Annotated in this window: 26 protein-coding genes, 2 pseudogenes and 1 other annotated feature; of the genes and pseudogenes, 15 read left to right on the plus strand and 13 right to left on the minus strand. The window is 61.3% G+C overall.

Going from position 1 to position 25,484, the window contains the following annotated elements; genetic code table 11:
• Positions 1 to 33 precede the first annotated feature (33 nt).
• Entirely contained in the window at positions 34 to 1,335 is a 1,302-nt protein-coding gene (locus IE187_RS18370) for a glycoside hydrolase family 130 protein (protein WP_189677481.1), read from the plus strand.
• A 150-nt stretch (positions 1,336 to 1,485) separates the two neighbouring features.
• Here the strand turns inward: IE187_RS18370 and IE187_RS18375 are convergent, their stop codons facing one another.
• Positions 1,486 to 2,166: a hypothetical protein gene (locus IE187_RS18375; RefSeq protein WP_189677482.1), complete on the minus strand. Its 681-nt coding sequence runs from the start codon at positions 2,164 to 2,166 to the stop codon at positions 1,486 to 1,488.
• Here IE187_RS18375 and IE187_RS18380 point away from each other — a divergent pair.
• From IE187_RS18380 to IE187_RS18395, 5 genes are all read left to right on the plus strand, one after another.
• The gene (locus tag IE187_RS18380; protein ID WP_229839503.1) at positions 2,128 to 4,185 is read left to right on the plus strand and encodes a heavy metal translocating P-type ATPase; all 2,058 of its coding nucleotides are present in this window, start codon (positions 2,128 to 2,130) and stop codon (positions 4,183 to 4,185) included. The genes IE187_RS18375 and IE187_RS18380 overlap by 39 nt on opposite strands.
• Before the next feature lie 38 nt (positions 4,186 to 4,223).
• Positions 4,224 to 4,697 (plus strand): MFS transporter, encoded by a 474-nt coding sequence (locus IE187_RS21435; protein ID WP_229839504.1) that lies wholly within the window; start codon positions 4,224 to 4,226, stop codon positions 4,695 to 4,697.
• Positions 4,667 to 5,488 (plus strand): MFS transporter, encoded by an 822-nt coding sequence (locus IE187_RS21440; RefSeq protein WP_229839505.1) that lies wholly within the window; start codon positions 4,667 to 4,669, stop codon positions 5,486 to 5,488. Before IE187_RS21435 ends, IE187_RS21440 begins: the two co-directional genes overlap by 31 nt.
• Positions 5,489 to 5,530: 42 nt before the next feature.
• The gene (locus IE187_RS18390) at positions 5,531 to 6,100 is read left to right on the plus strand and encodes a general stress protein (RefSeq protein WP_189677483.1); all 570 of its coding nucleotides are present in this window, start codon (positions 5,531 to 5,533) and stop codon (positions 6,098 to 6,100) included.
• Positions 6,101 to 6,291: 191 nt separating this feature from the next.
• Positions 6,292 to 6,567 (plus strand): hypothetical protein, encoded by a 276-nt coding sequence (locus IE187_RS18395; RefSeq protein WP_189677484.1) that lies wholly within the window; start codon positions 6,292 to 6,294, stop codon positions 6,565 to 6,567.
• A gap of 464 nt (positions 6,568 to 7,031) precedes the next feature.
• On the opposite strand, the gene IE187_RS18400 is transcribed toward IE187_RS18395, so the two are convergent.
• The 5 genes from IE187_RS18400 to IE187_RS18415 form a co-directional block, all read right to left on the minus strand.
• A complete protein-coding gene (locus IE187_RS18400) occupies positions 7,032 to 7,466 on the minus strand; it encodes a response regulator (RefSeq protein ID WP_189677485.1) in 435 nt (144 codons plus the stop codon).
• A gap of 74 nt (positions 7,467 to 7,540) precedes the next feature.
• The gene (locus tag IE187_RS18405; RefSeq protein ID WP_189677486.1) at positions 7,541 to 8,170 is read right to left on the minus strand and encodes a response regulator transcription factor; all 630 of its coding nucleotides are present in this window, start codon (positions 8,168 to 8,170) and stop codon (positions 7,541 to 7,543) included.
• Complete coding sequence (locus IE187_RS21680; RefSeq protein WP_308435295.1) at positions 8,163 to 8,375, minus strand: ATP-binding protein; 213 nt, start codon at positions 8,373 to 8,375, stop codon at positions 8,163 to 8,165. Before IE187_RS21680 ends, IE187_RS18405 begins: the two co-directional genes overlap by 8 nt.
• A gap of 12 nt (positions 8,376 to 8,387) precedes the next feature.
• On the minus strand, positions 8,388 to 9,716 hold the full coding sequence (locus IE187_RS18410; RefSeq protein WP_308435296.1) for a PAS domain S-box protein: 1,329 nt from the start codon (positions 9,714 to 9,716) through the stop codon (positions 8,388 to 8,390).
• A gap of 279 nt (positions 9,717 to 9,995) precedes the next feature.
• Positions 9,996 to 10,997, minus strand: a complete 1,002-nt coding sequence (locus tag IE187_RS18415; protein ID WP_229839506.1) for a sensor histidine kinase — start codon at positions 10,995 to 10,997, stop codon at positions 9,996 to 9,998.
• A gap of 168 nt (positions 10,998 to 11,165) precedes the next feature.
• On the opposite strand from IE187_RS18415, the pseudogene IE187_RS18420 reads away from it, so the two are divergent.
• Positions 11,166 to 11,515: pseudogene (locus IE187_RS18420) on the plus strand (transposase); the annotation flags it as partial.
• Positions 11,447 to 11,539 (plus strand) — a sequence feature (AL1L pseudoknot). (Overlaps the previous pseudogene by 69 nt.)
• Here IE187_RS18420 and IE187_RS18425 read toward each other — a convergent pair.
• From IE187_RS18425 to IE187_RS21450, 4 genes and pseudogenes are all read right to left on the minus strand, one after another.
• Positions 11,509 to 12,102 (minus strand): class I fructose-bisphosphate aldolase, encoded by a 594-nt coding sequence (locus IE187_RS18425; RefSeq protein ID WP_189677524.1) that lies wholly within the window; start codon positions 12,100 to 12,102, stop codon positions 11,509 to 11,511. Its footprint overlaps the feature before it by 31 nt. The pseudogene IE187_RS18420 and the gene IE187_RS18425 overlap by 7 nt on opposite strands.
• 54 nt (positions 12,103 to 12,156) lie before the next feature.
• Positions 12,157 to 14,022: a phosphoketolase family protein gene (locus tag IE187_RS18430; protein ID WP_268249533.1), complete on the minus strand. Its 1,866-nt coding sequence runs from the start codon at positions 14,020 to 14,022 to the stop codon at positions 12,157 to 12,159.
• Positions 13,965 to 14,650: pseudogene (locus IE187_RS21750) on the minus strand (phosphoketolase family protein). Before IE187_RS21750 ends, IE187_RS18430 begins: the two are co-directional and overlap by 58 nt.
• 73 nt (positions 14,651 to 14,723) lie before the next feature.
• A complete protein-coding gene (locus IE187_RS21450; RefSeq protein WP_229839508.1) occupies positions 14,724 to 15,179 on the minus strand; it encodes a hypothetical protein in 456 nt (151 codons plus the stop codon).
• On the opposite strand from IE187_RS21450, the gene IE187_RS18435 reads away from it, so the two are divergent.
• Positions 15,172 to 16,134 carry an acetate/propionate family kinase gene (locus IE187_RS18435; RefSeq protein ID WP_229839509.1) on the plus strand — a complete coding sequence of 321 codons (963 nt, stop codon included), beginning with the start codon at positions 15,172 to 15,174 and terminating at the stop codon, positions 16,132 to 16,134. The two genes, IE187_RS21450 and IE187_RS18435, sit on opposite strands and share 8 nt — an antisense overlap.
• A 22-nt stretch (positions 16,135 to 16,156) precedes the next feature.
• Positions 16,157 to 16,381 (plus strand): hypothetical protein, encoded by a 225-nt coding sequence (locus IE187_RS18440; protein ID WP_189677487.1) that lies wholly within the window; start codon positions 16,157 to 16,159, stop codon positions 16,379 to 16,381.
• A 48-nt stretch (positions 16,382 to 16,429) separates the two neighbouring features.
• On the opposite strand, the gene IE187_RS18445 is transcribed toward IE187_RS18440, so the two are convergent.
• Entirely contained in the window at positions 16,430 to 17,128 is a 699-nt protein-coding gene (locus tag IE187_RS18445; RefSeq protein WP_189677488.1) for a VIT1/CCC1 transporter family protein, read from the minus strand.
• 241 nt (positions 17,129 to 17,369) lie between these two features.
• Here IE187_RS18445 and IE187_RS18450 point away from each other — a divergent pair, with 241 nt between their 5' ends.
• Both IE187_RS18450 and IE187_RS18455 read left to right on the plus strand, forming a co-directional pair.
• On the plus strand, positions 17,370 to 17,606 hold the full coding sequence (locus IE187_RS18450; protein ID WP_189677489.1) for a hypothetical protein: 237 nt from the start codon (positions 17,370 to 17,372) through the stop codon (positions 17,604 to 17,606).
• 69 nt (positions 17,607 to 17,675) lie between these two features.
• Positions 17,676 to 18,755, plus strand: a complete 1,080-nt coding sequence (locus IE187_RS18455; RefSeq protein ID WP_189677490.1) for an IS630 family transposase — start codon at positions 17,676 to 17,678, stop codon at positions 18,753 to 18,755.
• A 64-nt stretch (positions 18,756 to 18,819) separates the two neighbouring features.
• On the opposite strand, the gene IE187_RS18460 is transcribed toward IE187_RS18455, so the two are convergent.
• Positions 18,820 to 21,147 carry an HAD-IC family P-type ATPase gene (locus IE187_RS18460; protein WP_229839510.1) on the minus strand — a complete coding sequence of 776 codons (2,328 nt, stop codon included), beginning with the start codon at positions 21,145 to 21,147 and terminating at the stop codon, positions 18,820 to 18,822.
• 333 nt (positions 21,148 to 21,480) lie between these two features.
• Between IE187_RS18460 and IE187_RS18465 the strand changes: the two genes are divergently transcribed.
• The 4 genes from IE187_RS18465 (at position 21,481) to IE187_RS18480 (ending at position 24,272) form a co-directional block, all read left to right on the plus strand.
• Positions 21,481 to 21,960, plus strand: coding sequence for an ABC transporter ATP-binding protein (locus IE187_RS18465; protein ID WP_308435297.1), 480 nt, complete (start codon positions 21,481 to 21,483; stop codon positions 21,958 to 21,960).
• Positions 21,960 to 22,895, plus strand: coding sequence for an MlaD family protein (locus IE187_RS18470; protein WP_189677492.1), 936 nt, complete (start codon positions 21,960 to 21,962; stop codon positions 22,893 to 22,895). Before IE187_RS18465 ends, IE187_RS18470 begins: the two co-directional genes overlap by 1 nt.
• A 1-nt stretch (position 22,896) precedes the next feature.
• Positions 22,897 to 23,562, plus strand: coding sequence for an ABC-type transport auxiliary lipoprotein family protein (locus IE187_RS18475; RefSeq protein WP_189677493.1), 666 nt, complete (start codon positions 22,897 to 22,899; stop codon positions 23,560 to 23,562).
• Between the two features lie 134 nt (positions 23,563 to 23,696).
• Positions 23,697 to 24,272, plus strand: a complete 576-nt coding sequence (locus IE187_RS18480) for a chemotaxis protein CheB (protein ID WP_229839511.1) — start codon at positions 23,697 to 23,699, stop codon at positions 24,270 to 24,272.
• Positions 24,273 to 24,693: 421 nt separating this feature from the next.
• Here IE187_RS18480 and IE187_RS18485 read toward each other — a convergent pair.
• Positions 24,694 to 25,445 (minus strand): IS5 family transposase gene (locus IE187_RS18485; RefSeq protein WP_189677495.1). Its coding sequence is split into 2 segments (ribosomal slippage): positions 24,694 to 25,112 and positions 25,112 to 25,445, totalling 753 coding nucleotides; the frame shifts between segments, so codons are not numbered across the junction.
• Positions 25,446 to 25,484 lie beyond the last annotated feature (39 nt).

The following is a 25,484-nucleotide window of genomic DNA, read 5'->3' on the forward strand; positions in this document are numbered from 1 at the left end:
TCTCGGTCGCGGCATCATCCGGCCGGGGTAACAATGGCTAACGACGACCTTGCGACGCATCTGCCAATCACGCTGCGACCCGACCCAAAACGGGTCGCGATCCGCCCGTTCACGCCTGCCGACGACTCGCCCCACGCCGCAGTCGATGGTCGTCCGCGCGCCCAGCGCATTGCCGACCGCGTTCTGGCGCTCAGCGCTGCCGACCTGACGATCGACCTCAAGCGGGTCATGTCAGGCCTGTCGGAACACCACCGCGATGTGAACATGGTCCTCCGGCGGCGCTTCCACGAAGTGGACGGACTATTGATCGACCACTGCTCCGTCTCCGAGGAGCAGGCTCTTCTGATCGGGGCCTATTTCAGCGAGGAATATGCGTTCGAGGCAGCTGCCCTGTTCAACCCGAGCATCGTTGCCCATCCGGATCAGTCTGGCGTGCAACCGGGCGCAATGCGCTTCGTGCTGTCGTTACGTGGCGTCGGCGAAGGTCATGTCTCATCCGTCACCTTTCGTACTGGGATCTGCGATGCCGACGGCAGCGTCACCATCGATCCGCCAGGCCTGCAGGCTGTCGCGCCGCGGATCGAGAAGATCCCAGGCGGCGCACCCGATGATCCGGGCGTCCGGTTATTCTGTGAAGACAGTCGCGATCTTTCCGAAGTCGTGATCTTTCCAATAACGATCAACCAGCGGCACGGAATCGAGGATGTGCGCCTCGTTCGATTTGTCGACGACGATGGCAACGTCGCCTATTTCGGCACTTACACCGCTTTCAGCGGCGAGGGTATCCGACAGGAGATGCTGCGCACGACCGACTTCGTGACCTTCGAACTGAACGCGCTTCGCGGCGACGCCACGGCCAACAAGGGAATGGCGCTCTTCCCGCGTCGGATTAACGGCCGATACGCCATGCTGGGACGCCAGGATCATGAGAACATCTGGCTGCTGACGTCTGACGACCTCTACAACTGGGCAGGCGGGACCAGGATAGTGTCGCCTCGGTGGGACTGGGAGTTCGTTCAGATCGGCAATGGTGGTTCCCCGATCGAGATTGATGAAGGATGGTTGGTTATTACCCATGGCGTTGGCCCGGTGCGCAATTATTGCCTCGGGGCGTGCCTGCTTGACCGCGACGACCCAACGAAACTTCTAGCACGAACGACCTACCCAATTCTTCAGCCCCGAGCCGAAGAACGCTACGGCTACGTCCCCAACGTGGCCTATACCTGCGGCGCGATGGTCCACGGCCGAACGCTTATCCTCCCCTACGCCTTGGCCGACAGCTTCACGACCTTTGCAACAGTGCCGCTGGATCGGCTGCTCGAGGCGATGGCTTAGGTAGTTTCCGATCCTGTCGCGGCAGGTGCAGGCTCGGCTAAATCCAAAATGTCGATCCACGGTCCCGCCGAGCACGCGTCTGTGACCAGCGCCGATCCCAACAGGACAACAGCCATGTCGATCAACACCGATACGCCTACAGAGTCTGGTTCAAGCCATAGTTGCTGTGGCGGCATGAGTAAGAATTCGAAAGCGGCTACGCCAGCTGCGGCGCAGCCAGCGGTCGCTACGTCGGTCGAACTCAAGCACGACACACAAGCCCCAAAGAAATCTGAATCCTGCTGCGGCCGCGGGGCTGGCGCCGAACACGGCTAGGGCGATCGGTGATTCCAATCCCCACGCCGTTGAGACGCGACCAGTTCGGATCACAACGCCAATTCCGCCACCTCTGATCACAGATGAGCAGCAACCGGTTGACTGCGCTACCCGGATATCAGCCGGCCGTCGCCATTGACCGAACCACGCGCCGCGGGCCGTAGGCCGAGCCCATTCGGCAAGGCCAGTGACGATCCGAGCATGACCTTTCATCGGTTGGGCGAGAAGCTCGACATTAGCGAGAGAAGCGATGCCGAAAAGCTCCAGTCCGACAGCATCGATCGATCGAATGGATATGCCAGGGGGCGGCGCGCGCTCACTTGATACGCTCGGAGCATCGGCGGAAAAAAAACCGAACGCGACGGCCGCAGCAGAGACGAGCGCGGCGCTGCAGATCCGGACATCGAAAATGCGACAGCGAAGGGAATGGAGCCGCTCGCTGACGAGGGCCATGGCGAACGCCACAAAGCGAATGCTATGAGCAATGCCGACGCCATGGCCAAGGAAATGGGTCATGGCGGCGGCGAGGACTTGGCTGCCAGGGTTCGCGACATGCGCAACCGCTTCTGGATCGCGCTCGCGTTCAGCGTGCCGGTCTTCATCCTCTCCCCAATGGGCCTGGATTTCCTCAAGGTCCCTGTTCCGTTCGGACTGAGACTCGAACCGGTCCTGTTCGTTCTGGCAAGCGGCGCGATTCTCTACCCGGTCTGGCCCTTCGTCGTTGCCGCGTATCGCGCAATCCGCTCGGGCATCGCCAACATGGCCGTCCTCGTCGTCCTGAGCGTAGGCACCGGCTACCTGTTCAGCGTAGGAGCCACGTTCATCTGGGGCGGCCAGAACTTCTACGAAGCCGCGGTAATCCTGCTCGACTTCATCCTGCTTGGACATTGGCTTGAGATGCGGGCGAGAGCCGGAGCGTCGCAGGCGATCCGATCTCTCATGGATCTGGCACCGCCCAAGGCGATGGTGCTGCGTGACGGCAAAGAAGTCGAAGTGGCCACCTCCGATGTCGTCGCCGACGACATCATCGTAATCCGGCCTGGCAACAAGATCCCGGTCGATGGTGTGATCACGGAAGGATCGTCCTCGGTCGACCAGTCTATGCTTACCGGAGAATCGATGCCGGTCGACAAGAAGGTTGGTGACACCGTCATCGGCGCGACCATCAATAAGAGCGGGACGTTTCAGTACAAGGCGACCAAGGTTGGCGCCGACTCGGCGCTCGCGCAGATCGTCAAGCTCGTCCAGGACGCGCAAAACTCCAAGGCCCCAGCGCAACTTTTGGCAGATCGCGCCGCGCAGTGGCTCGTGCTGGCGGCGGTCGTCATGGGACTGGGCACATTTGCGGTCTGGTATTGGTGGATTGGTCAGCCGCTGCTGTTCGCCGTCAGTCTCACGATCACGGTATTCGTCATCGCCTGTCCCGACGCCCTTGGACTCGCGACACCGATGGCGATCATGGTCGGCACCGGCCTGGGCGCGATCAACGGGATACTGTTCAAGAACGCATCGGCGTTGGAGGACGCGACCAAGCTGGACGTGATTGTCTTCGACAAGACCGGCACTCTGACGATGGGCCAGCCCGAGGTCGTGGAACTGGCCGTAGCCGCCGGCATGGATGAACAAAAGCTTCTAGCGACGGCGGCCGCAGTTGAGGCGGGCTCCGATCATCCGCTGGCCCAGGCGATCACGCGCCGTGCTGCCGATGTAAAGAGACCCAAGGCAACCGCCTTCAGGAACCTGGAGGGCAAGGGAGCGCAGGCTGAAGTCGACGGCGAGGCCGTTCTGCTCGGCAACAGGCTCCTGATGGCGGACAACAAGATCGATCTGGGCGAGCTCGGAGCGAAGTCCGACGCGTTGCAGAGCGCCGGGCGAACTGTCGTTCACATCGCGATTTCCGGCAAACTGGCCGGCCTTCTTGCGATTGCGGATGCCGAACGACCGACCGCCAAGGCAGCAATCGCATCGCTTCGTGAGCGTGGCCTCGATGTGATCATGATTACCGGTGACAACCAGGGAACGGCCTCGCGCATCGCCGCCGGCCTGGGCATCGACACCGTCCTGGCCGACGTGCTGCCCGGGGACAAGGCGAGCAAGATCAAGGAACTGCAGGCGCGAGGCAAGAAGGTCGGGATGGTGGGCGACGGCGTGAATGACGCGCCGGCTCTCGTGCAGGCCGATGTTGGCTTCGCGATCGGCGCGGGCACCGATGTGGCCATGGACAGCGCCGACATCGTCCTGATGAAAAGCGATCCTTTCGATGTGGTGGGAGCGATCGAGCTCTCGCATGCAACATTGAGGAAGATGCACCAGAATCTATGGTGGGCGGTCGGCTACAACGTAATCGCATTCCCGCTAGCTGCAGGCGTGCTCTACCCGTTCCTGCTTGGGCCCAGCATCGCCGCGCTTGCAATGTCGGGCAGCTCGGCGCTCGTCGCGATGAACGCCCTGTTACTCAAGCGCACGAAGCTCACCGGCATAACCCTGCGACGGTCCCAGACGCAGTCAGATCCGGCGAGGGCTTTTGCATCATGAGGATGCGCGCGTCAGCGACAGGGGCGCCACGCGGGACCTTGGCAGCGCTGATGCTTTCGGTGTTCACGGTTTCTCTCGGCTTCGGCATCGTCCTTCCGTCGCTGCCATTCCTCCTTGAACGACTTTTCGGTGCGAGCGGCGACGCAACGCAAGTTTCACGCGCGACAGGTCTGCTCACCGCTCTCTACACGCTCTCGCTGTTCCTGTTCGCACCGGTCTGGGGGTGGCTGTCCGACCGCTTCGGTCGCCGATTGATCCTGATTATCGGGCTGGTGGGGTTCAGTGCCACCATGCTGACCTTTGCCTTCATCGATGGCCTTGGTGCGATCTATACCGAGCGCTTCCTGAGCGGGATGTTCGCCGCAGCGGTGACGCCCATCGCGCTCGCCACGATCGGCGATATTGCAGCAACGGAGGCCGCACGGGCGCGGCGGCTCATGTTCGTCAGCCTGGCCGGGATCACCGGCTTCTCGTGGGACCTATGCTTGGCGTATTCCTGTCGCGCGGGGTGAAAGTGCTGTTTCCGGCCCTCGGCGGCATCGGAGCGCTCACAATACCGCTGATCGGAACTGCGGTGCTGGCCTCCGTCGCCGCTCTGGCAGCGACGCGAACGGTTCCGAAGGCAATTACGAGCAATGGCCGATCGAAGGGCGAGCCAGTCGCTCTCGAGTCTGACAAATGGCTTGTCCCGAGGTTGCTCGCGCTCGCATTCGTCGTCTCTGCCGGCGTCGGAGTGTTCGAAGTCGGGCTGGCGTTACGCGGAAAAGAGCAACTGGGTCTGACACAATATCAGATCGCGACCATGTTCACCGAATGCAGCCTGGTGATGCTGATCGTCCAATCCCTCGTTTTCTCGCCTTGGATTAGGCCTGAAACGGCGCGCTGGCTCATCGCCCCCGCTTTTGCGATCCTCGCTGGAGGAATCTTTCTAGTCCCGCACGCATCCACCTTCACGCTTATGCTGGCGGTCATTGGAGCGGTTGCGGCAAGCGCCGGAATCCTCTCACCCATCCTAACCTTCTGGATATCGAGCAAGGCCGGAAGGGCGCAGGGTGCACGACTCGGCAAGCAAACCGCCGCCGCAAGTCTTGGCGCCGCCTTCGGGTCGGCCGCGGGCGGGCTACTGTTCGATGTGTCGTGGCTACCCGACGCTTCGTTCGCGATTGCCGCTGCGCTGTCGGTCGCAGCCGTCCTGCTGAGCCTGCGTCTGCCAAAGCTCCTCGTCGCTCACGAAGCCACGCAGAAGACCGAGCCGCCCTCCGTGAACGCCCCCAGACCCAGGCATTCTCCCGTGCCCGGATAACGCGCGCCGGCTCCAAGCACGTCAACCTAGAAGGAATACACGATGTCAAAAAGTCACGCGATCATCGCCGTCTTCGACAGTCATCAGGCCGCTGAAAGTGCCGTCCGCTCGCTCTCCGACGGCGGTCTCGACATCAAGCACTTCAGCATCATCGGCAAGGGTTACCACAAGGAAGAGCAGATTCTTGGCTTCTACAACGTCGGTGACCGCATCGCCTCCTGGGGCGGAACCGGCGCATTCTGGGGTGGCCTATGGGGACTGTTTGCTGGCGATTTGTTTATGACGGTGCCGATCATAGGGCCCGTCATCGTGCTCGGACATTTCGCTGCGATGGTATTCGCCGCGGCCGAAGGCGCGGTAGTCGTTGGAGGCCTGGGCGTGCTCGGCGGCGCACTGTCCAGCCTTGGCATCCCCAAGGATAGCGTGATCGAATACGAGACCGCCCTGAAGACCGACAGCTTCCTGCTGATGGCGCATGGCTCGGTCGAAGAGATGGCCCGCGCCAAGACGCTACTCGATTCCGCATCGCCCACACGCATCGATCTGCACCGCGATGTCGTGGAGATGCCGGGCGTTCACGCAGAGCGCGCCACGCTGGAGGAGGTGAACTGACTTATGATGCGATGCGCGTCTGCCGTTTCCAACTAACCTCGCGGTAGGTGTTGGAACTGATCTACCATGCCGAAATATGGGAACTTCGGATCGTATGATGCGCTTGGTAATAGGCCGATCCCGCATCGCTCGACACCGACGATCCCCGTCTCTTTCGGCATGCCATTTTCGACCAATCTAGGAGAAAAAGCGTGTTTTTAACGAAACTGACCCTCGGGTCCATTGCCTTAGTGCTTGCCACCGGCACGCCAGCTTTTGCGCAGAACGGCATGATGAGTTCCGGCGGTATGCAGCCGGCCAGCATGAAGATGACAAAGTCGCAGATGGCGAGCATGAACCGGTGCAAGAAAATGTCACATCCCATGATGACGAAGAACCGGACGTGCATGAAGATGATGAAAATGCATCCGGACATGATGAGCGACGGTAGCATGATGAATGACGGCAAGATGGAAAAGAAGCACTGATAGGAGAGGGAAAGCGTCCTTGGAGACTCGTCCCCAAGGACGCCTGACTGCGGAGCCGCGCCTCTAGTTACAGCTATCGAACGTCAGAATGTCAGTGCGGACCATTCGTGGTGACATCCCCCAGCGGCGAGCAGAATAAACGATCAGAGCACGCCACGGGCCCGACCATGTGGCCCATTTCGCGATAATTGAGGACCCAAGGACGCGATGGAACGCCATCGGCCGTTATCGCTGTGGATAGGCGTCGAAAACGAGACCCAATCTGTTTGAGGCGGAACCGCCTGTGAAACCTTGATATTCTGAATTCTATAAGGATCCCGGTCGGCGTCGGTCGTGACCACTGCTTTATTCGCTGCCACAATGATTTATCCGAACTTCAGCGTGGTTCCGTATCGACGCCATCCACAGATCATAGGCACGGTCGCCTCGCTGACCGTAGTTTGAGTTGATCGGCGTCTACTTGCCTATTTGTTAGGCCCCAAGCCCCCAACATCCCAGCCGGCCCAGCTGTGGTCGATCGATCCGGCGATCGCGGTCAGGAGCGCCTGATTGCCGACGTTGTGGGGCAAGACTGTGTCGCCATATCGCTCCGCCTTCTGTAGCATGGGGCTAGCCGAAGTCGGACCATCAAGCAGCAGCGCTTTGCCATGCCAGCCATTGGCGCGCATTTGCCGAAGGATTTCGAGACCATCGATGTGCCCCATCTCGAAATTGAGGATAATGCATAAATAATCCCGCGCTTGCGGGTCCGCCAGGAGCGCTGCGCAGGTGGCATAAGACCGTACGTCATAACCCTCCGACAGAAGCATCAGTTGTCGGGCGTGACGAACGGCTGAATCCCCATCGACGAGCGAAACGCCAATGCCCAGCGGGGAAGGTTTTTTCTTGGAACGGAACATAGTACGTATCTCCGGTATTGCCCGGGTGTCGCACGTTGGTGAGCGGCCAGTCTGTACGTAGAAAGCGAGGGTCGTTACATTGGCTCCGCGTCGCCGAGACCTGCAGCGAATGCGATCCGAAGCACATCGGACAGGCTTCGCGCGGACAATTTATCCATGAGGTTTGAACGGTGGGCCTCGACCGTCCGCGTCGAGATACCGAGATCGAACGCGATCAGCTTGTTGGGTCGCCCCAAGACCAAGCCGCCCAGCACGTCGCGTTCTCGCTCTGTTAGAACTGCCAAGCGGACAAAAGCTTCGGCGGACGCGAGCTGGATGCGGTCGTTTCGTCCGGCCTGGTTCAAGGCTTCGTCGATGGCGGCGATAAGCGCGGAACGTTCGAACGGCTTTTCAAGAAACTCGATTGCACCCGCCTTTACCGCGCGAACAGCGAGCGTTACCTCCCCGTGACCCGTCAGCATGATGACCGGAAGCATTATCCCTTGCTCCGCAAGGCGGGCTTGAACCTCCAGGCCATCGATGTCGGGCATGCGAACGTCTAGAAGAACGCACCCTTGCGTTGCTGTCGTCGCCACCTTGAGGAACTCTGTTCCCGACGCATAAGTGACGACGGTGTAGCCAGCTCTGCGAAGCATGAAGCTGATGGACTGCCGGATCGCTTCGTCATCATCGACTACATAGACGATCCGCGTATGGTCATTCATCGTCATTCTCCGCGAGGGGAACGCAGAAATGGAAGGCCGTGCCACCGCCGTCAGCCGCTTCGGCCCAGATGCGCCCGCCATGCGCTTCGACGATAGTCCGACAGATCGAGAGCCCGAGGCCCATGCCGTCTTCCTTGGTCGTGGCGAACGCTTCGAACAGCCGATCCCTGACGTCGGGTGCAATGCCGGAGCCGGTGTCGGCCACTGTCACACGAACTCACCCGGCCCTGTCAGGTGCGGTCTGGATGGTCAGTTCCTTTAACGAAGATACACTCATCGACTGGATGGCATTGCGGATGAGGTTCACAAGCACCTGCTGGATCTGGATGCGATCGACCATGACGTGGTCATGCCCGGCAGCGATCGTCATCGTAACCTTGATCCCTGCTTCGTGAGCGCCGAGCAGCCCAAGGCTAGTAGCCTCCTCCACAAGTGCATCCAAACGCTCGACCCGGAAGCCAGTATCGCCGCCGTCAACGAAGGCCCGTAGGCGCCTGACAATGGTGCCGGCTCTCAAAGACTGGGCAACAGATAACTCGAGGGGTTCAACCATGTCGGCGAGAGTTCCGTCGGGATGGTCGCCAATGATATCGCGCATTGCCTCAAGATAATTGGCGATCGCGGTGAGCGGCTGGTTGATCTCGTGGGCCAACGTCGATGCCATGGTACCCATCGCACTGACGCGCGAAACATGTATCAACTCCGACTGCAGTTCTGCCATGCGGCGTTCGGTTTGTTGGCGATTGGTGAGGTCGCGGATGAAGCCCGTAAAGATACGCTCGCCGGCGACCGAAGCCTCGCCGACCGCCAACTCCATCGAAAAGACCTCGCCGTTTTTGCGCACCGCTTTTTGCAGGCGTACGTTGCCAATTATGTGCTTGATCCCGGTTTCCCGGTAGGTCCGAAGATCCGCGTCGTGGCGGCGCTCATCCGCCGGCAGCATTAGAATACGAACATTGCAGCCGATCACCTCGGCCTTCGTGTAGCCAAAGAGATGCTCCGCGGCGGCGCTGAAGGATGAGACGATGCCGTGCTCGTCCATGACGATCATCGCGTCCGGCACGGTGGCCAGAATTGAGCGCAGATGATCTTCGCGCCGCAGCACCGCCGCTTCGGACGCTTTCTGGTCGGTAATATCGCGGATGACTTTTCCGAACCCGCGAAGCGCACCAGCGTCGTCGTACAGTGCAGTGATCGTTATGCTCGCTAGGAATTCGGAGCCATCCTTTCGAAGGCGCCAGCTATCCTCCTCAAGGCGACCGTCGTTCTGCGCTCGGTCCATATCGGCTTGGGGCTTGCCGGCCTCAACATCATCGGGGGGATAAAAGAGGTTGATGGATCGACCGACAATCTCGGCTTCCGTCCAGCCTTTCAGGCGCTCTGCACCGCGGTTCCAGATTGTTACACGCCCTGCGGGGTCAAACATGAAGATCGCGAGGTTCTCGGCCCCATCGATCAGAAGACTGAGTTCCTCGGCCAGGACTGCATTCCTACGCGCCGTCGCATCGGTTCCTGATGATGCACGGTGGGATGAAGCGTCGCTCATTCGGCGCGTGTGGTGGGTCGTGGGAGCGCGCAATACCTCATCGAACAGTCTGCCTCCAGCGTCGGTAGTTCCCGATGTATCGGGTTCCGTGAACGACACAACGCTCAAAGACGCGATTTGAAACCAAGGCGGCAAGACGCGCGGCGGATCGCAAGGTACGTCGTGGCCGGCTGAGTACGGGAGCGCGGCGGCTAGCGCTAAAGTGGCTCTATGCCGCCTGCTGGAGGTGCGGTGCCGCTACAGAACTTGTAAGGGATACGCTCATCCCCTCTGCGCTGCTTACTGTCTCAATCCGCGCGCCGAGCTGTTTAGCCAAAGCCTCCACGATTGTCGTGCCGAGCCCAGAGCCACCGGCAGTAGCACCCTCCAGCTTGCCGACGCCGTTGTCCGAGACATAAGCTTCCAGCCTGCATCGCTGGTGTTGAAGATCACAGCGATCCGAGCGTCGTTCCGGGTCTCCGGGAAAGCGTACTTGACGCAGTTTATGACAAGTTCCGTCACGATCAGTCCGAGGCTGACTGCTTTAGCTGAATCTATCGTGCCCGCCTCGGCTTCCACGCGAATAGCGATGGGGTGGCTTTCGCTCACCATCGATCCTGCGAGGCTGTTGCAAAGCTGGGTGAGGTAATTGTCAGCTTGGACCTGATTGATCGCCGACGATGCATGCAGGTGAGACTGCACGGCGGCGACGGACATGACCCGCTGGTGGGCATCGCGGAGATGCTGGCGCGTTTCGGGGGAGGAGACGCCTTTCGCCTTCAACAGCAGAATGCTCGCAATGATCTGCAGACTGTTAGCCACGCGATGCTCAATCTCCCGAAGCAGAACATCTTTTTGGCGAAGTAACTCTTCGGTTTGAAGAAACAGTGCTTCCTTTTCTTGTTCGATAGCCCGCTGATCGGTGATATCGCGGAATGCCAACAAGATGGTGGCGGTGGGGCTATCTTCATAAACGACCTTGCGTGCGTCCAGCAGCATGACTCGCAGGCCCACGCCAGGGAAGTCGTGCTCCACCTCGAAGCCGTGCATCGCGATGCGCTCGGGAATGATCTTTTCGAGAAGGAGTCGCAGTGCCGGAATATCCCATTGGCCATCACCCAGCGCGAACAGCTTGGCACCCCGCGTGCGTTCAGGGTCGACCTTGAATACCCTGTAGAAGGAGTAACTCGCCGCCAGCACATTGAACGATTCGTCGAGCACGACAAACGGTCCAGGGATCGTGTTGACGATCGCCTGAGCCAGGATCTGTGCATCTTCGATTTTGCCCGTCCGGTTAATCATATGGCTCTCAAGGTCCGCGCGGAGGTTCGGCCAAGGCGGCGAAATAGCTCTCATTGTAGTATGCCCTAATTGTAGCGGCTCGCAATGATGATCGCCCAGAACTGCAATAAAGGACTGAACCGCGCCGGGTTTGCCGGAGGCTTCAACTCCTGAGAAGGTGGAGCCTGTATGAGCAAGACAACGTACAAGTTTGCGCCGGAAGTTCGCGAACGCGCGGTACGGATGGTTTTCGACCACGAGCGCGATCATCCCTCGCGATGGGCAGCGGTGGTTTCGATCGCGGAGAAGATCGGCTGCGTTCCGGAGACACTGCATGAGTGGGGGAAGAAGGCTGAGGTCAACAGCGGCAAGCGCGCCGGTGTCCCGACCGAGGTTGCCGACAAGGTGAAGGCGCCGGAGCGCGAGGTCCGCGAGCTGCGGCAGGCCAACGAGATCCTGCGCAAGGCGTCCGGATATTTTGCACAGGCGGAGCTCGACCGCCCGTTCCGGCGATGATCGCGTTTATTGACGATCACCGCGATGCCAACGCCACACCCTGTTCGTCGGCATGACGGAAGACCGCGTGCAGAACTTCCTCCGTCACCACGGCGCAGCGCGCCAGGTCGTGCCGACCGTCTATCAACACCTCTGGCTCGATCACCGTGAGGAGGCCAACTTGCCGGCAGATCGCGACATAGCGCGCGAGCGTCTGCGCATCGGCCTCGATACAGCCTCGCGTCGGGATATCCGCCGCAATTGTGATAACGCCGCGCCATTTCGCGAAGCGCGCGCGCATCACCGCAAACGCTTCGAGCCGCGCCTTCAGCCAGTCGACTCCGTCGGTGATCCGCACGCGCGCATGCCCGGCGAGCGCGATCGTGCCCGTGTCGACCTTCACGCCAGGAATGATGCCCGCATCGCGGATTGTGGCCGCGAAGCGCGCACCAGAAAGCTCCGTCTGGCGGATCGTCTCCTCGTTCAGGATGATGGTGCCGATCGATTGGGCGAGACCTGGCGTCGTCACGATCAGGTTTCGCCAGGCGCGTCGGCGGTCGACCGTCTGTGCGATAAAGAGCGCTGCAAAACGTCGATCACACGTGCCGATACTCTCATCGATCGCGAGCAGGCCCTTGCCATGCGCTCACCATCTGCTGGGCGAGGGCCGCGAGATGGGCGACGCTCATGCGGGGGTCCGCCAGGTCCAGTCGCGTATCTCCGGCAAATCCTCGCCATGGCGATCGATATAATGCTTATGCTCGACCAGCTTGTCGCGCATCGCCTGCTGGAGATAGGCGCCTCGGCTGCCGGTCTGCGGCACCCGGTCGATCGCGTCGATGACCAGGCTGAAACGATCGAGGCCGTTCTGCACGCGGATATCGAACGGCGTCGTGATCGTGCCTTCCTCACGATAGCCGTGGACGTGCACGTTGCGATTGGCGCGGTGGCAGGTGAGTTGATCGACAAGCCCCGGATAGCCGTGAAAGGCGAAGATCACGGGCTTGTCGCGCGTGAACAGCGAGTCGAACGCACGCTCGCTGAGGCCATGGGGATGCTCGGCGCAGGGCTGGAGCTTCATCAGGTCGACGACGTTGACGACCCGCACCTTCCGCTCGGGCAAGGCACCGCGCAGAATCGAGGTCGCCGCCATGCTTTCGAGCGTCGGCGTATCCCCGCAGCTGGCGATGATGAGATCGGGTTCGCAATCCTGATCATTGCTCGCCCAGCCCCAGATGCCGATCCCTTGCGTGCAATGCGTGACCGCAGCCTCGATCGACAGCCACTGCGGCAGCGCATGCTTGCCGGCAACGACGACGTTTAAATAGTTGCGGCTGCGCAAGCAGTGATCGACCACAGAGAGCAGGCAATTGGCGTCCGCCGGCAAATATACGCGGACGATATCGGCCTTCTTGGAGACGACGTGATCGAGAAAACCGGGATCCTGATGCGTAAAGCCGTTATGATCCTGTTGCCAAACGTGCGACGCGAGTAGGATATTGAGCGAGGCGATATCGCGACGCCATGCAATCTCCTTGCACACCTTCAGCCATTTAGCGTGCTGCCCGACCATCGAATCGACGATGCGGATGAACGCCTCGTAGCTGTTGAACAAACCGTGACGGCCCGTCAGCAGATAGCCTTCGAGCCAGCCTTCGCACTGATGCTCACTGAGCATCGAATCGACAACGCGACCCGTTGGCGCGAGGAACTCGTCGTTGGGTTCTATCGCAGCGTCCCATTGGCGATCGGTCACCTCGAACACGGCGCCGAGCAGGTTGGACAGCGTCTCGTCGGGGCCGAACAACCGGAAATTGTCGGGATTCGCGATAATCACGTCCCGTAGGAACTGGCCGAGAACCGGTGTATCTCCGCAGATGACCGCTCCCGGTGTCGCCACCGCCACCGCGTGAGCGCGAAAGTCCGGCATCCGCAGATTGCGAAATAGGGCGCCGCCATTGGCGTGCGGGTTGGCGCCCATCCGCCGGTCGCCCTCGGGCGCGATCGCGGCAAGTTCGGGAACCAGGCTGCCGGCCTCGTCGAAGAGGTCCTGGGGGCGGTAGCTCATCATCCAGCTTTCGAGCAGCGCCACGTGGTCCGGATGATTGCGATCGACCAGGAGCGGCACCTGATGCGCACGGAATGTGCCCTCGACGGGCACGCCGTTGACTTCCTTTGGGCCGGTCCAGCCCTTGAGCGAGCGCAGCACGATGACCGGCCACCGCGGGCGGAGTGTCGTTTTGCCGGTGCGCGCATCATCCTGCAGCTGACGAATGTCGGCGATCGCCACATCCATCACCTCAGCCATACGCTCGTGCATCGCATCGGGGTCGCTTCCCTCGACAAAGCGCGGCGACCAGCCGCAGCCTTCGAGAAAATAGGCCAGGTCGTCGCCATCGATCCGCGCGAATATCGTCGGATTGCTGATCTTGTAGCCGTTGAGATGCAGGATCGGAAGGACCGCGCCGTCGCTGATCGGGTTCAGCAGCTTGTTTAATGCCAGGCGGTGGCAAGCGGCCCGGTTTCCGCCTCTCCGTCGCCAATCACGCACGCGACGATCAGGTCGGGATTGTCGAACGCCGCGCCGAAGGCGTGGCTCAGTGAATAGCCGAACTCGCCGCCCTCATGAATTGACCCAGGGGTCGTTGGTGCGACGTGGCTCGAGATGCCGCCCGGGAACGAGAACTGAGTGAACAGCTTTTTGAGGCCGGGCATATCCCGGGTGATGTCCGGAAAGAACTCGCTGTAGGTTCCCTCAAGATACGTGTTGCCGACGATCGCCGGACCGCCATGGCCCGGGCCCGCGATATAGATCATATTGAGATCGTGAGCCCGGATCACACGGTTAAGATGGACGTAGATGAAATTTTGTCCGGCGTCGTTCCCCAATGTCCCACGATCAGGGGTTTCACATGGGCGAGCTTTAACGGCTCCTGCAGAAGCGGGTTGTCATAGAGGTAGATCTGTCCGACCGATAGGTAATTGGCCGCGCGCCAATACGCGTTGGTAAGGCGGCGCTCTTCCGACCCAAGATAGGATTTCGCCACCGACGATGAGACGTCGACAAGGCTCGGCGGCACTCGTTCGATGGCATGTGCGTCCATGGGGTTGCGGCTCCGCGAAAGGGCAGGTCCCGGCGTCGTGGCGTTGCATAACCGGAATTGTCTCTGGCGCAGCATTGGCCGCAATTGGCTCTCGATCGCAGTATCGGAAAATACTCACGACGTGCCTTCGCAACTTCCGGCGCAGTCGTTACGGCACGAGCGGGAAGACGACGCTGACCGTCATCTTATCTACCGTCGGGTCTCTGCCTGCGACGGGTCTTGTGACAAGCCTTCTCCGCGGCCTTGAGGTGGTGGAGCCGCGAAGCCAGCTGGGTAGTTTCCGACCCTCGCGCGATACTAGCCCCTTGGCATAATCGGAGCGTCCCATCCTGCGCGTGTCGTGCACATGCGCGAATGTCGTCAGGAGATAATCATGACCGGATCGATCCTGACGTTGAATGCGGGATCGTCGAGCGTCAAATTCGCGATGTTCGATGAAGCGCTCATCCCGATTCTTTGCGGCGAGATCGAAGACATCGACGGGACGCCCCGCCTGGCCGCAAGCGATGTAGCAGGCCGAGTCGTGGTGGAATGCAGCTGGCTGGCCGAACATGCATCCTTTGCGGTGATCCTCGGCGATTTGCTCAGTGTCTTGCATGATCATGCTGGGCCGCGACGGGTTGGGGAGTGCAGGCCACCGCATCGTGCATGGTGGCATGGATCATGTCGAACCTGCCCTCATCACCTACGATCTGCTAGATTCTTTGGACGGACTGACGCCGCACGATCCCCTGCACATGCAGCACAACCTGGCACCCGTGCGCGCCATCCTCAAAGCGCGACCTGATCTGCCGCAGGTTGCTTGTTTCGACACCGCCTTCCACCACGATATGCCGGTGGAAGCTCAGACCGTGCCGGTCCCGCGCGCGCTACGGGACGCGGGCGTGCGACGGTATGGCTTCCATGGACTGTCGTACGAATATATCGCGAACCGACTTGCGCGAGATGCGCCAGATCTGGCGCGGGGGCGCGCCATCATCGCGCATCTAGGCGCAGGGGCAAGCCTTTGCGCGCTCAGCGGCGGCGCCAGTATCGCGACCACGATTGGTTTTAGCACGCTCGATGGCTTGCTAATGGCAACGCCCTGCGGCGACATCGATCCCGGCGCTTTGCTCTATCTTGCGCGGCAGGGCCGCAGCGTGGCTGAGATCGAGGACTTGCTCTATCACCAATCCGAGCTCCTTGGCGTATCGGGGATCAGCGGGGACCTGCGTCTTCTGCTTGCCAGCGACGATGCGCGCACGGTCGAAGTGATAAGCCTGTTCAGTTATCGCATCGCGGTCGAGGCCGGGGGTATGGCGAGCGCACTCGGCGGGATCGACGGGTTCGTCTTTACCGCGGGGATCGGTGAACGTTCCGCCGTCATTCGTGCAGCTGTATGTGAACGTCTTGCTTGGCTGGGCATCGCCCTCGACGATGCAGCCAATGCCGCCAACGCGCGTCAGATCAGCGCGACGGACAGCAAGATCAAGGTTCTGGTATATCGCACCGACGAGGAAGCGATGATCGCGCAACACACCCGGGCGGTGCTGTCGCGCCACCTGGCAGTGAATCGTTGAGGCTTAGCGCGCTCGTGGGATCATGATCGTCATGTGCGGCTCGATCGTCGCTGTCCTCGTCGACAACGAGGTTCGTCCGGCAATTGACGCGCCGCCGGACGTGGACGGCGACGGGCTTGAACCGCTCGTTCTCGAAGGTCACTTTCATGGCGATCCGCAAACGGTTGGCGGCATCACGCAAGCAGGTCGTCTCCATGCTCGCCGGCGCGCGCGCGACTGCAGTAGCATGGCATTACCGTCGACGTGATCGGGCTCGCCGCAGCCGGGCGCCGGATCAGCTAAAACCGCCGCGGTCCTAGAGCGTGGTCCCCACCAGACGCCCGATGCTCGCAGTAACCGCGAGGGCAAGGGCGCCCCAAAACGTGACACGCGCCATGGCCCGCCAGACGTTTGCGCCCCCCGTGACCCCGCCAACAGCACCGAGAACCGCGAGAAACACAAGCGCCCCGACCGACTCTGCCACAATGAGCGTTGCTGGCGGCGCGATGACAACGATCAGGACCGGCAATGACGCCCCGAACGTAAAGGTGGCAGCCGACGTAAGAGCAGCCTGAATTGGTCGGGCGATGCCCGTGGCCGTAATTCCCAGTTCGTCTCTCGCATGTGCGCCGAGCGCGTCCTTCGCCATCAGTTCACGCGACACCAAATGAGCGGTCGAATCGTCGACGCCACGCTCGCGGTATATTTGCGCGAGGTCCTCTCCTTCACCAACGATATCCGACGTGAGCCCGGCGCGTTCGCGGGAAAGATCGGCTTGTTCGGTGTCATGCTGGGAGCTCACCGAGACATATTCGCCTGCTGCCATCGACATTGCGCCCGCCACAAGCGCTGCGACCGCCGCGATCAGAGTATTGGCGCGGTTGCCGCCCGCCGCGGCAACGCCAAGGATCAAGCTCGCGGTAGACAATATTCTATCATTGGCGCCCAGCACAGGCGCGCGCAACCACCCGATGCGGGAAACAAGATGGTGCTTGGGAATCCTCGATCGCATCATCGGGCAGGTGCTTCCATTTTACGTTGACGCTACGGTCGTCTCCCCGACAGCCCCAGCTTCAGAAATCACCCATTGGCGATGCTCAATCGCGTGCATCGGCAGATCAGGCTGAGCCCTTCGTTTCGGCAGGGCGGCGTTCTCGCCCGCAGTCGGATGGGTAGATGCCGAGCCTGCCGCGATCCGCATCGACGGCTAAATTGCAGGCCAGAGGCGATGCCAGACTTCGCGATGGAGACGAAAAATGATCAAGCCCAAGGAAAACGATATCGCGGTGAAACCCCTTCTCACTGAAACCACGCAGCATCCGGTCGACAGGCCCGGCTGCGATTTCGGCGAATCGACCGGCCTGACGACAGCGGGTCTGGGACTCGGTTTGGGAGAGGATTCATCGGATACGCGTCTGGAGCGTAGCCTGCTGGGTCGTCGGTTCACGGGGACGCTCAGCATACCGCGTTGGCGCGGTCCCGATATAGCCTAGTGGTGCTCGCCTGACGGTTGAGTCCGATTAGGGATTCCCAGGGTCGTGTGGCCGTGCGAGTCAGCGGGGATGCGCAGTGGCATAGTCATCGACCTCACGTCCGCGGACCGAGAGCGTCTTGAGCGGATCAGCAAGGATCGCAACGCCGCTCAGAAGCACGTCTGGCGCGCCGAGATCGTGCTTCAGAGCGCTGACGGGGTCGGCACCAGCGAGACCATGCGCCGGACGGACACGTCCAAGACGTGCGTCTGGCGCTGGCAGGAGCGGTTCATGCAGGAAGGGGTGGAAGGCCTTCTGCGCGACAAGACCCGCCCGTCGCGTATCCCTGCTCTGTCCCCAGAGGTCGTCGCATGGGTAGCCACCCGAACGCATGAGGAGCCGCCCGGCGAGACGACCCACTGGACGGCCTCGCTGATGGCCAGCGAAGCGGGCATCAGCGCCAGTTCGGTTCACCGGATCTGGCGCGCCCACGGCCTCCAGCCTCACCGCGTTCGGCAGTTCAAGCTGTCCAATGATCCTGAGTTCATCGACAAGCTCCGCGACGTCGTCGGCCTGTATGTCGCGCCGCCCGCTCACGCGATCGTCTTGTCGTTCGACGAGAAGAGCCAGATCCAGGCCCTCGACCGATCCCAGCCCGGCCTGCCGCTCAAGAAGGGCCAAGCCGGCACCATGACCCATGATTACAAGCGCAATGGCACCACCACACTGTTCGCGGCGCTCAACATACTCGACGGAACCGTGATCGGTCGCAACATGCAGCGACACCGACATCAGGAATTCATCCGCTTTCTCAATCTGATCGAAGCGCGCGTCCCCGTCGGCAAGGCGATCCATGTGATCCTCGACAACTACGCCGCTCACAAGCACCCGAAGGTCCGCGAGTGGCTCGACCGGCACCCGCGCTTCACCTTCCACTTTACGCCAACCTCGTGCTCATGGCTCAATGCCGTCGAGGGTTTCTTCGCCAGGCTGACCAACCGCCGCCTCAAACGCGGCGTCTTCCATTCGCTCGTCGACCTTCAGGCTGCCATCAACCGCTTCCTCGCCGAACACAATGAAAGCCCAAAGCCCTTCGTCTGGACAGCCGATCCCGATAAAATCATCGCCGCCGTCAGGCGCGGGCACCAAGTGTTAGATTCGATCCACTAGGTGGGCATGCGCTCGCTTCATCAGTCGGGAGCTACCCCAAGATGCCCCACCGGATGAGCTAGCATCATCTCGAGATGGATGCTCGTTTCCGCGTGACAGAGCGGAGAAGGAGAAACACCGCCATGACAGCCCAAGCTCCGCTTATTGCGGCGGTGAACCATAGGTTTGATGGCAAAACCACTAGCGCGAAGAAGCTCCGCGAGATCGGGACAATCAGCACGACCGCGAATGCTGCTGCCAACGTGACAAGGAGAAGTGCGCGAAACGGGGTAAAGGGCCGGCAGAGATAGGCCAGGTTTGCCAGTCCGCAAGAAAACAGAACGAGGCTTGCAACGGTGCTGGCCTCGTCGAGCGAACCATTGGCGGGATACAGTGCGATCGAATATGCCGCCAGCGTCGCGATTGCGGCGGCGATGCCCGCAGGGATCGCGAAGTGTAATACGCGACGGAGAAACCCGGTTCGTGCGCGCTGTGCATTAGGCGCAAGCGACAGGAAGAAAGCCGGGATTCCGATTGTCAGTGCGCCGACGAGGGAAAGTTGGCGGGGCAGAAATGGATAAACGAGACCTGCCGCCGCAACCGTGCCGACCAGAACCGCTGCAAAAACCGTCTTGGTCACGAACAAAATCGCCAGACGTTCGATGTTGGCGATGACGCGCCGCCCCTCGGCCAACACGTCAGGTAGACACGCGAAATTGCCATCGAGTAACGTGAGCTGAGCGATGGCGCGAGCAGCACCACTTCCTGCCCCCATTGCGATGCCAATATCGGCCTGTTTGAGAGCGAGGACATCGTTCACGCCGTCGCCGGTCATGGCGACGACCTGACCCTTGCTCTGGAGGGCGGCAATCATCGCGCGCTTGCCGTCTGGCGTAGCCCTTCCGAAAATGGATCGCGCTTCCATCAGTGTCGCGAGCGCTGCGCCATCGCTCGGGAGGTGAAGCGCGTCGACGGGATCGTCGGCACCAGGCACGCCGACCTGGCGGGCCACTGCGGCCACGGTCTCGGGATGGTCACCGGAAATGATCTTGATGGCGACGCCTTCCCGCACGAAGTAAGCGAGTGTTTCCGCGGCGTTCGATCGCACCTCTTCGGCCAGGATGACGAATGCGGCTGGGATGAGGTCGGCAGGCGGTTTGTCGCTTGAAAACGCCCTCGCATGAGCAACGAGCAGCACACGACGTCCGTCTTTGGCGTGCGCCGCAGCGCGCTTTAACAGGTCGGCGTGGATATCACCGACGAGCAGCACGTCTGGAGCGCCGAGCACCCAGTTTCCGTGGTCACCAAAGCACACTTCGCTCCATTTGCGCGCCGACGAGAACGCGACTTTGTCCGTGGCCTTCCAGTCTGTTGGCGCTGGATACTTCGAGGCGATAGCGCGCAGCGTGGCATTGGGCGCAGGATCCGCAGCGGCGAGCGCCCCGAGCGCCTTGGCGATCTCGGCATCCGCGTCGAAGATCTCGATGTCCGCGATGTTGAGCTTGCCCGTCGTGAGCGTGCCCGTCTTGTCGAGACAAAGCGTGGTGACCCGCGCCAGCGTTTCGACGGCGGGCAGCTCCTGGATGAGCGCGCGGCGGCGACCCAGGCGCGTCACGGCGACGGCCAGGGCAAGGCTCGTCAGCAGCACAAGTCCTTGCGGCACCATCGCGACCACGCCGGCTACCGTCGAGCGCAGCGCGGCGGCGTGGAATAGGGGCTGTGCCCGAAATTGGCTCCACAGCAGCACGGGGGCCGCAACCGCAATCGTCCACAGGACGTAGCGCAATATGCGGTTGATACCGGCGCTCAATTCGGAGTGTGCGGGTTTGAAGACCTTGGCCGCACTTGAGAGTTTCTGGGCATAGGCTTTGCTGCCGACGGCGGTTGCCCGGTAGTGACCGTGCCCGGCGGTTACAAAGCTGCCCGAGAGCGCGCGGTCGCCGGGCATTTTCAAAAGTGGCTCCGACTCGCCGCTGATGAGCGCTTCGTCGATTTCCAGGTCTTCCGATGTGACCACGATGCCGTCGGCGACGACCTGATCCCCCGGTCTGAACTCGAGCACATCGTCGAGAACGAGAGAAGCGACCGGAATGTCGATCGTGTGTCCTGACCTCACAACGCGCGCAGTCGGTGCACTGATGACGGCCAGCCGATCCAGAGCTCGCTTGGCGCGCACCTCCTGAACTATGCCGATAAGCGTGTTCACAACCGAAACGCCGCCGAACAGCGCGTCTTGCAATGGACCAATATAGAGAATGATGCAGAGCAGAACGCCGAGTATCGCGTTGAAACGGGTAAATGTGTTGGAAATCAGTATCCCGCTTATCGTTCGGCTGTTTTGACGATCAACCGCATTGATATCGCCACGACGAACGCGTTCGTCGACCTGTTCGTCAGTAAGGCCGGTATCCACCTTTGGCGCTATTGATGCGCCACAGGATTGAGGTCGCCCACCAGCGATCAAAGCCGTCGGCGTGGTACTGGCTCCCACCCCCTCATCTCCCATAGTGTCTTGGCCCGGACGGGTGCCCTGCAATACCTAGGCTACGCGCTGATCCAGAACGTCGTCATCCACCGGCAACTACTCATGTGGGAGAACGGGACTGCTGTTTTGGAACGACGCGCATAAGCGTCCCGATAGCGGGACGATCGAGATTTTCGGGCAAAATGGTGGTGTTCTTGATGTGCAAGGTGCGACCGAGCAGCGGGTCGGCGTGATGTTCCTGCAGGGGCTTTGTTCTCTGCGTTGAGTGTTCAGGAAAACATCGAGGCGCCGTTCCGGGAGCACGCTGATCTGCCCGCGGATATCGTCCGCGATCTGGCCGCCCTCAAGCTTCTGCTGGCGGGACTTCCTGCCGACGTCGGCGTCCAGATGCCGGCCGAGCTGTCAGGCGGCATGCGCAAGCGCGTCGGCGTTGCCCCAGCGATCGTACTCGATCCCGACCTCCTGTTTCTCGACGAGCCGACGTCGGGACTTGATCCGATCAGCGCGACCGCGTTCGACGATCTGATCCGCACGCTGCATCAAGCGCTGGGCTTTACCGTGTTTCTCATCACGCATGATCTCGATACGCTGCACGCGATCTGCGACCGGGTCGCGGTGCTCGCTGACAAGAAGATCATTGCCGTTGCGACCGTCGCCGAACTCGAGAAATCCGAACAGCCCTGGATCAAGGCGTATTTCCACGGCGCGCGCGGTCGCGGCGCAGAAGGCAGGTTCAGCTGATGGAACGCCACGCCCATTACGCGCTCGTCGGCGTCATCTCGACGCTGCTGGTGATCGCGGCCTTTATCTTCGTCGTCTGGCTCGGCCGCTTCGAGTTCGATCGTCAGTTTGACGAATATCGGATCGTGTTTTCCGGCCCGGTGCGCGGGCTGAGCGTCGGCGGTGACGTTCAGTTCAGCGGCATCAAGGTCGGCACCATCCAGCATATCACACTGGATGCCCAAGACCCCAACAAGGTCATCACCGATATCCGGATCGATGGCGAAACCCCGGTTCGCGTCGATTCCGAAGCCACGACCGAACTGCAGGGCATTTCCGGGATCGACGTCATTCAGATCAGCGCAGGGACACCGAGCAAGCCCCTCCTGCGCCAGGTTGACACCAGTAAGCGTCCGACCATTCGCAGTAAGCCGAACGCGCTGGCGTCGCTGCTCCTTGGTGGGGGGCAAATGTTGGAAACGGCCACGGAATCCCTCACTAGGGTCAACCGCCTTTTGTCGGACGGTAATATCGCCAATCTGACGGGGGCGGTGCGGGACATCCGATCGACGACCGCGGCGTTCGCTGCCAACCGGTCAATGTTCAGCGATGCTGCGGCAACTCTTGCCAAGCTCGACAGTGCAGCGACCGACATCCAGGGGGCCGCCGCCTCGGTTCACAAGATTGCCGATGGCGATGGGCGGCAGGCTTTCTCGGACATTTCCAGCGCGGCGGGTGAACTCAAACTCGCAGTACACGAAGCGCGCGGAACGATTGCGCGGCTCGACGGCCAGACGGGCGCGCTTGCATCGACAACCATCCCCGACATCGATGCCACGATGCGAAGTCTGCAGGATACGGCGGACTCGCTGAACGGGCTTGTCCGCTCGATCCGTGAGGATCCGCGCGGCACGCTGACAAAACCCCGCGGCAAGGAACTGGAGCTCCCCAAATGACGTGCGCCGATCAACCGCACGCCTCGGCGGATTCGCATCGCTATGTCTGCTCGCGGGCTGCGTCGGTGGGCTTCTGGGCGGCGGTAAACCCGACAGCTTATACCGCTTCGGTGTTACCGAGCCTGCTGGCACCACCAAAAGACTATCGTCCGCGCAACCGACGCTCTTGGTCGAGAAAGTCCGCTTCGCTCCGGAAATCGACGGGGACCGAATGCTGGCGGTGCATGAAGGAAGTGCGCGCTACATAAAAGGCGTTCGATGGGTGACGAGCGCGCCGAGTCTTATCGCGCAGGCAACGGTTCGTGAGCTTCAGTCGCGGATGCCGGGGTTCCGGGTGACGGCAGCGCAGGAGGGCGCGCGCGACGGCTATTCGCTCGCGCTCACCATTGGACAATTCGAAGCGCAGTATGACAATGCAAGCATGCTTGATACGCCGACGATCGTGATCGCAGGCGATGCAACGCTCTATCAGCTTCCCACGCACACCGTCGTCGGTCAACGGCACTTCGTAACGCGGGTAGGCGCTACGCGCAGCCGCGCCGGGGAGATCGTAGCGGCGTTCGATCGCGCCACCATATGTTACACGGCCGATATCGCAGACTGGATCACGACTTCGGCCGCAGGCCAGCCTCCGTCTGGAGATGCCGTCTGCCCAACGCGGTCGTAGCGTAGCGCGGCGCTGGGCAGAGACAAACGGTGCGCGGTTTCGGGCGGGAGCGTGTACGGTCGCCCCAACCAGCCTAACGTGGGTATCAAGCAATGCCGTCTCGTCGCGAGCGCGGACAGAGGAGCATCGGGCCGGTGATAGCGCAGGACATTCCAATCGTATGCGTCGGCGGATCAGCGGGCGGTCTCGACGCGTACAAAAGACTGCTCGATAACCTGCCGAGCGACCTCGGCGCGGCGATCGTCATCGTCAACCACCTGCGAACGGTGTCGACACTTCTGCACGAGATCCTTCCGCGGCATACGGCGATGCCGGTCGAACTCATCACCGAGGGGCTCGATATCCGGCCGAACCATGTCTTTATCATTCCTGCTCAACGCGATCTGCACGTGCTGAACGGGGAATTCCGGCTGGCCCCGATTTCCAAGCCGCGCGGATGGCCCGATGTCATCACGGTCTTTCTAAGGTCGTTGACCGAGCATTGGCATGGCAGACTCGTCGCCGTGATCGTGTCCGGCTATGACGGCGACGGAGCAGAAGCCTTGTGTGGTATCCGCGAATGCGGAGGGGTGACGATCGCGCAATTGCCGGCGTCTGCCCTCCAGTCGGATATGCCAGACAGCGCGATCGCGAGTGGCTGTGTCGATTTCATCCTCCGCCCGGAAGCCATTGCCGCAAGAATTGCGGATATCCTCGGGTCTGGTCGCTGATGATTGAAAGGCGTTTGCTGCCGAGCCACCCGCTGCAACGATGACTCCCGCTACCGCTCTGGGCGCAGGGATGAGTATTTTCCGATCCTGCGGGGCGCGGGTTCCAGAGGATACATGGATGGACCCATGATCGCCGCGCACACGTGGCGGTCGACCTCAGGGAGATCGAAATGCTGACCGAAACCAGAACTTTCCTTCGCGACCGGGCCACTACCGAAGATGCAATGGCTGCGGCGACTGACTGTGGACCTGCGGCGTGGTCGCATTCTCATCTCGCACGTCTTTATCGCGAACGGTGTATTGATACTGCTGGTGAAGCCGGAGAGTGCGTAGACTGTACGATGGGCGCCGAGTGCCTCGTTATCAGGCGAGCTTGCTAATATTTCTTCCATGGCTGTCGATTGCGCCCTAGGGTCAGGACTCATAACCACCAGGTGATGGCGGCTACGAGGTATATCGCGCCGACGAAGTTGGTGGCGAGTTTGTCGTAGCGGGTTGCGATGCGGCGATAATCCTTGAGGCGGCAGAACATGCGCTCGACGGCGTTTCGCCCCTTGTAGAGCGTGCGCGAGAAGCAGCTTTTCCAGCGGCGGTTGGCCTTTGATGGGATGTTGGGCACCGCGCCCTGACATTCGATCAGGTCGCGGATCGCGTTGGTGTCATATGCCTTGTCGGCCAGCACGATGGTACGCGGCGCAAGATCATCGAGCAGGACATCGGCGGCACGGCAGTCGGCGACGTTGCCGCCGGTCAGCAGGAAGCGGAGCGGGCGACCTTGGCCGTCGGTGAGCGCGTGGAGCTTGCTGTTTCGGCCACCTCGGCTGATCCCGATCGCCTGGACGAGCGCCCCCCTTTTCCGCCGCCTGCCGAGCGGTGGGCTTTCATGTGCGTGCTATCGATCAGGACTTCGACAGGCGGCCCGCCCGCCGCTGCCAGCGTGACGAACATCTCCTGCCAGATGCCTTTTGCCGCCCACCGCTCGAACCGATTGTAGAGCGTCTTTCTCGGACCGTAGCAGGCGGGGGCATCTACCCACCGGCCACCCGACTTCACCACATGGATGATGCCGCTGATCACTCGCCGGTCATCGACCCGCGCGACACCTCGGATCTTGTTCGGCAGCAACGGACGAAGCCGCTCGAACTGCTCTTCGCTCAACCAGAACTCGCTCAAATTCAGGCTCCTGCTGTTGCCGAGCCTGAATCACATTCG

Source organism: Sphingomonas glacialis (assembly GCF_014653575.1).
In the GTDB taxonomy this organism is placed as follows: domain Bacteria; phylum Pseudomonadota; class Alphaproteobacteria; order Sphingomonadales; family Sphingomonadaceae; genus Sphingomonas; species Sphingomonas glacialis.